6 protein-coding genes and 1 pseudogene are annotated in these 5,098 nt (G+C 69.5%); 3 read left to right on the top strand and 4 right to left on the bottom strand.

The features are described from left to right. Positions 1-348, bottom strand: a pseudogene (locus tag FXN61_RS22260) (HSP18 transcriptional regulator); the annotation flags it as partial. Between the two features lie 102 nt (positions 349-450). On the opposite strand from FXN61_RS22260, the gene FXN61_RS22255 reads away from it, so the two are divergent. Both FXN61_RS22255 and FXN61_RS22250 read left to right on the top strand, forming a co-directional pair. After that, complete coding sequence (locus FXN61_RS22255) at positions 451-882, top strand: Hsp20/alpha crystallin family protein (RefSeq protein WP_167975981.1); 432 nt, start codon at positions 451-453, stop codon at positions 880-882. A gap of 54 nt (positions 883-936) precedes the next feature. Then, a complete protein-coding gene (locus FXN61_RS22250) occupies positions 937-1,650 on the top strand; it encodes a poly-gamma-glutamate hydrolase family protein (protein WP_246291858.1) in 714 nt (237 codons plus the stop codon). Between the two features lie 57 nt (positions 1,651-1,707). Here FXN61_RS22250 and FXN61_RS22245 read toward each other — a convergent pair whose 3' ends face one another. From FXN61_RS22245 to FXN61_RS22235, 3 genes are read right to left on the bottom strand one after another with little or no spacing between them, the layout of a single operon-like run. Further along, complete coding sequence (locus FXN61_RS22245; protein WP_167975979.1) at positions 1,708-2,919, bottom strand: acyl-CoA dehydrogenase family protein; 1,212 nt, start codon at positions 2,917-2,919, stop codon at positions 1,708-1,710. Between the two features lies 1 nt (position 2,920). Then, complete coding sequence (locus FXN61_RS22240; RefSeq protein WP_167975978.1) at positions 2,921-3,925, bottom strand: phosphotransferase family protein; 1,005 nt, start codon at positions 3,923-3,925, stop codon at positions 2,921-2,923. Continuing rightward, entirely contained in the window at positions 3,922-4,578 is a 657-nt protein-coding gene (locus FXN61_RS22235; protein ID WP_312877917.1) for an HAD family hydrolase, read from the bottom strand. Before FXN61_RS22235 ends, FXN61_RS22240 begins: the two co-directional genes overlap by 4 nt. A 145-nt stretch (positions 4,579-4,723) precedes the next feature. Here FXN61_RS22235 and FXN61_RS22230 point away from each other — a divergent pair. Continuing rightward, on the top strand, positions 4,724-5,098 hold a 375-nt coding region (locus tag FXN61_RS22230), incomplete at its 3' end, for a carboxylesterase family protein (RefSeq protein WP_246291857.1).

Below are 5,098 nucleotides of genomic sequence, written 5' to 3'. Positions count from 1 at the left end.
GGCGAGCATGCGCAGCACGGCGGCGTTCTCGCGTGCCCACACCGTCACGGCCTTGTCGCCCGCGCGCCGGTCGCGTTCGGCCTGTACGCGCTCGTCACCGGTGCCGGCTTCGTCTGTGCGTCGCACTCGCAGGTATCGCTTCTCCGCGGCTTGGCGGCTCGCGACTCCGAGCGCGGGGGCGAGGTCGGCCCAGCTCGTGCCCAGGGCGCGGGCGGCTTCGATGAGCTGGGGTTCCCAGCCGGACAGTTCGTCGCGCAGCCGGCGGAGCAGCATCAACGCGGCCAGAACCTCGTTGGCGTCGCCCGGGGTGGCCGCCGCCGCCCGGACGGTTTCGTAGTCACTCGTCATGTCGTCCTTCCGGTGACGCTCGGCACTTGTCATCGTTCCGATGACATGCTACAACGGTGGTGCAGCGCATTGACAGTCCACAAGGAAAACAGGAGGTGTCAGATGTTGATGCGCACTGACCCGTTCCGTGAGCTGGACCGGCTGACGCAGCAGGTGTTCGGAACCACGGGTACGTGGTCTCGGCCCACGGCGATGCCGATGGACGCTTACCGCGACGGCGAGCAGTTCGTGGTCTCGTTCGACCTGCCGGGCGTGTCCCCGGACGCGATCGAGCTCGATGTCGAGCGCAACGTGCTGACCGTCAAGGCCGAGCGCCGGCCGGTGGGCAAGGACGTCGAGATGCAGGTGTCGGAGCGGCCGCTGGGCGTGTTCTCGCGGCAACTGTTCCTCGGCGACGCGCTGGACACCGACCACATCGACGCGCAGTACGACGCGGGTGTGCTGACGCTGCGGATTCCGATCGCGGAACGCGCGAAGCCCCGCAAGATCGCGATCAACTCGGGCGAGGACGCGCCCAAGCAGATCGACGCGTGACTCACCCGGCGGGCGGCGGCCGACCGGGTGATGACAGGTAGGCTTCCGCCCGCCATGAGACCGCAGCCCCAGTGGACGGCGTTAGACGTCTACGCGTCCAACTCCGACCTCTACGCCGATCCCCGACTGGTGGAACGGGTGGACTACCGGCGTCGCTTCCGGCGGCACCGGCCCCGTACGCCGTCCGTCGTTCTCGCCCCGCACGGCGGTGGCATCGAGGTCGGCACATCGGAACTCTGCCTCGCGATCGCGGGCTACCACCCGTCCACGCGCGTGCCGATCGGCCAGACGCACGACTACTGGATGTTCGAGGGCCTGCGGTCGTACGCGAACGACGAGCTGCACGTGACCTCGTCGAACTGCGACGACCGCGTGGCCCGCACCCTGGTCTCCGGTGCCTCGCACGCTCTGGGCCTGCACGGCTGCACGGCCGCGGCGGCGGGCTTGGAGGACCACGACCGTGCGGTGCTGGTCGGCGGGCGTGACGCGTTGCTGCGGCTGGAGCTGCTGGCGTCGTTGCGGCGGGCCGGTTTCCACACGATCGACGCGGTGGACCACCCGATACTGGGCGGCTACGACCGGTCGAACATCGCGAACAGGACGCGGTCGCGGCAGGGCGCTCAGCTGGAGCTGACCACTCCCCTGCGCACGGCGATGTTCGAGGAGAACTCGCGGCCGAACCGCCGGCACACGACGACCGAGGTGTTCTGGGGCTTCGTGCACGCCTGCCGGGCGGCTCTGGCTGCGCGCGAGGCTCTCAACAACTGACCGACGTGACGAGCGGGGTGGACCGGTCGGTCCACCCCGCTCGTCACGTTCGTGTGACTACAGGTACTTCTTGAGCTCCCGCTTGGCCAGCGACATGCGGTGGACCTCGTCGGGGCCGTCGGCGATGCGCAGGGTGCGGGTCGCGGCCCACAGCTCGGCGAGCGGGGTGTCCTGGCTGACGCCTCCGCCGCCGTGGGCCTGGATGGCCTTGTCGAGGACCCATTCGGTCATCAGCGGGGTGCCGATCTTGATGGCCTGGATCTCGGTGTGGGCGCCCTTGTTGCCGACGGTGTCCATCAGCCACGCGGTCTTGAGGACCAGGAGCCTGGCCTGTTCGATGCGGACGCGGGCTTCGGCGATCCACTCGTGCACGACGCCCTGGGCGGCGATGGGCTTGCCGAACGCCACGCGGGACGACGCGCGCCGGCACATCAGCTCCAGGCCTCGCTCGGCCATGCCGATCAGGCGCATGCAGTGGTGGATGCGGCCGGGGCCGAGACGGGCCTGCGCGATGGCGAAGCCCTCGCCCTCACCGGCGATGAGGTTCGACGCGGGGACGCGGACGTTGTCGAACTCGATCTCGGCGTGGCCGCCGTGGGCGTAGTCGTGGTAGCCGAAGACGTGCATGGCGCGCTTGATGGTGACGCCGGGGGTGTCGCGCGGGACGAGGATCTGGGACTGCTGGCGGTGCCGGTCGGCGTCGGGGTCGGTCTTGCCCATCACGATGAAGATGGCGCAGTTGGGGTTCATCGCGCCCGATGACCACCACTTGCGGCCGTTGATGACGTAGTCGTCGCCGTCGCGTTCGATGCGGGTGGCGATGTTGGTGGCGTCCGACGAGGCGACATCGGGTTCGGTCATGCAGAACGCGGAGCGGATCTCGCCGTCGAGCAGCGGCTGCAGCCACTGCTTCTTCTGCTCGTCGGTGCCGAACATGGTCAGCACCTCCATGTTGCCGGTGTCCGGCGCGGCGCAGTTGAGGGCTTCGGGGGCGAGGTGGGGGCTGCGGCCGGTGATCTCGGCCAGTGGCGCGTACTGCAGGTTCGTCAGGCCGCCGCCGTGTTCAGCGTCGGGCAGGAAGAGGTTCCACAGGCCCTGGCGGCGCGCTTCTGCCTTGAGCTCTTCCAGCACGGGCTGGCGCTCCCACGGGTCGGCGGCGTCGTGCAGCTGCTGTTCGAGGACGGCCTCGGCCGGGTAGACGTGCTCGTCCATGAACGCGAGCAGCTTCGCGCGCAGTTCCTCGGTCTTGGCGTCGTAGGCGAAGTCCATGTCAGAGCTCCTTGTGGGCTGCGGCGAGACCCTGCCGCACGAGGGGGACGGTGAACGCGCCGAGCTTTTCGAAGCCGGCGCCGACGGTTTTGCCGCTGGCGAAGCGGTAGTGGATGCCTTCGACGATGACGGCGAGCTTGAAGTAACCGAAGGCGATGTACCAGCCCAGACCGGAGGTGTCGATGCCGGTACGGGCGCTGTAGCGGGCGACGAGCTCGTCGGCGGAGAGGAACCCAGGCATCGACGGGACGGTGCCGGTGATCGGGTCGTTCTCGACGTCGAGGCCCTGCCAGTAGACGTAGAGCAGGCCGAGGTCGGCGAGCGGGTCGCCCAGCGTGGCCATCTCCCAGTCCAGCACCGCGCTGATCCGCAGCGGCGAGTCGGTCACCAGCGCGTTGTCGAGGCGGTAGTCGCCGTGGATGATCGCCACGCGCGGGGAGTCCGGGACGGTGCTAGCCAGCTTGTCGCGCAGTTCGTCGATGCCGGGCAGGTCGCGGCTGCGGGAGGCGTCGAGCTGCTTGCCCCACCGCTTCACCTGCCGCGCGAGGAACCCTTCCGGGCGCCCGAAGTCGCCGAGACCGACCGAGTCGGGGTCGACGGAGTGCAGCTCGGCGAGCACGTCGACCAGCTTGCGCGACAGCACCGTGGCCTTCTCGGAGTTGAGCCACGGGCACTGCGACCGCTCCCGCAGCGCCGATCCCGGCATCTCCTCCATGAGGTAGAAGGGCGCGCCGATCACGGAGCTGTCCTCGACGAGCTGGTACGCGTGCGGCACGGGGACGTTCGTGTCCGCGAGGGCGGAGATGACGCGGAACTCGCGGGCCATGTCGTGCGCGGTGGCCAGGACGTGGCCCAGCGGCGGGCGGCGCAGCACCCAGCGCTGGGTGCTGTCGGTGACGCGGTAGGTGAGGTTGGAGCGGCCGCCGGGGAACAGCTCGCCCGACAGCGGGCCTGTGCCCAGGTGCGCGGCCAATGCCTCCAGGTCGAGGCCGGGAAGGTCTGTCACAGGTTCACTCCGAGGGTGGCGAGGTTGGCGCGGGTGAGCTCGGCGCTGGTGTGGCGGAAGGCGTGCATGCCGACGGCATGGGCGGCCTCGACGTTGATCGGCGCGTCGTCGAAGAACACCGCGCGCTCGGCCGCGACGCCGATCTGGTCGAGGGTGTGACGGTAGATGCGCTCGTCCGGCTTCCGCAGGCCGATCCTGCCGCTGATCACGACGGTGTCGAACAGCTCGATCAGCAGGTCCTTCGGGTAGCCCTCGCCCCAGCTGTTGGACAGCAGCGCGGTGTGCAGGCCGGCGGCGCGGGCCTTGCGGACGAGCCCGACCATCGCCGGGTCGGGTGTCGCGCCGCCGAACATGCGCTTGAGCAGCCCGTTCTCGTCGATCTTCTCGCCCGTGGTGGTGATCAGCTCGGCGGCCAGCAGCCGTTCGAACTCGGCCACGGTCAGCTCGCCGGTCTCCAGCCGGAAGACGGGGTTGTCGGGGAGCGCGTCGCGGCTGAGCCACTCGCGCATGATGCGGCCGTAGGCCTCGCGGTCGATGGCCTCGGCGTGCAGCCACGCGCCGACGAACTCGGGCACGGAGACCGTCAGGACGCCGCCCCAGTCGAAGACGAGGGCATCGACGAGCGGCTGCTCAGGAAGCGTTGTGTCACCCACGAGCCGAAGGGTACCGACCGGTCGGTATGTCGGCAACCGGTGAACGGCGGACATCAACTTTCGATGGATGGGACAAGTTCTCCTTCAGCGGTTCCCGGCCCTCGTGGACCTCGATACGTTCGAGTCCGAAGGGGGTCGAAAACTGATGTCAAGGATTCTGACGGTGGCTGCGGCCGCCGCGATGGCGCTCGCCGTCATCCAGGTCCCGGCTGCTCAGGCGGACAGCGACGGCCGGGTCGTCAAGACCGACAAGGGCGCCGTGCAGGGCACGGTGACCAGCACTGACCGCACGTTCGGCAACATTCCGTTCGCCGCACCGCCGGTGGGTGAGAACCGGTGGCGCGATCCGCAGCCGGTCGCGGCGTGGCAGGGGGTGCGGGACGCCACCAGGCCGAGCCCGGACTGCGCGCAGACGCCGCAGCTGGGCCAGCCAGCCTCGGAGACCGAGGACTGCCTGTACCTCAACGTCACCACGCCGGCGAAGAAGACGGCCAAGCCGCGGCCGGTGATGGTGTGGATC

It is taken from the genome of Lentzea indica, from assembly GCF_012184385.1.
Lineage (GTDB): Bacteria > Actinomycetota > Actinomycetes > Mycobacteriales > Pseudonocardiaceae > Lentzea > Lentzea indica.
Note: the sequence above shows the minus strand (reverse complement) of the source record. Positions and strands in the feature narration are given on the sequence as shown.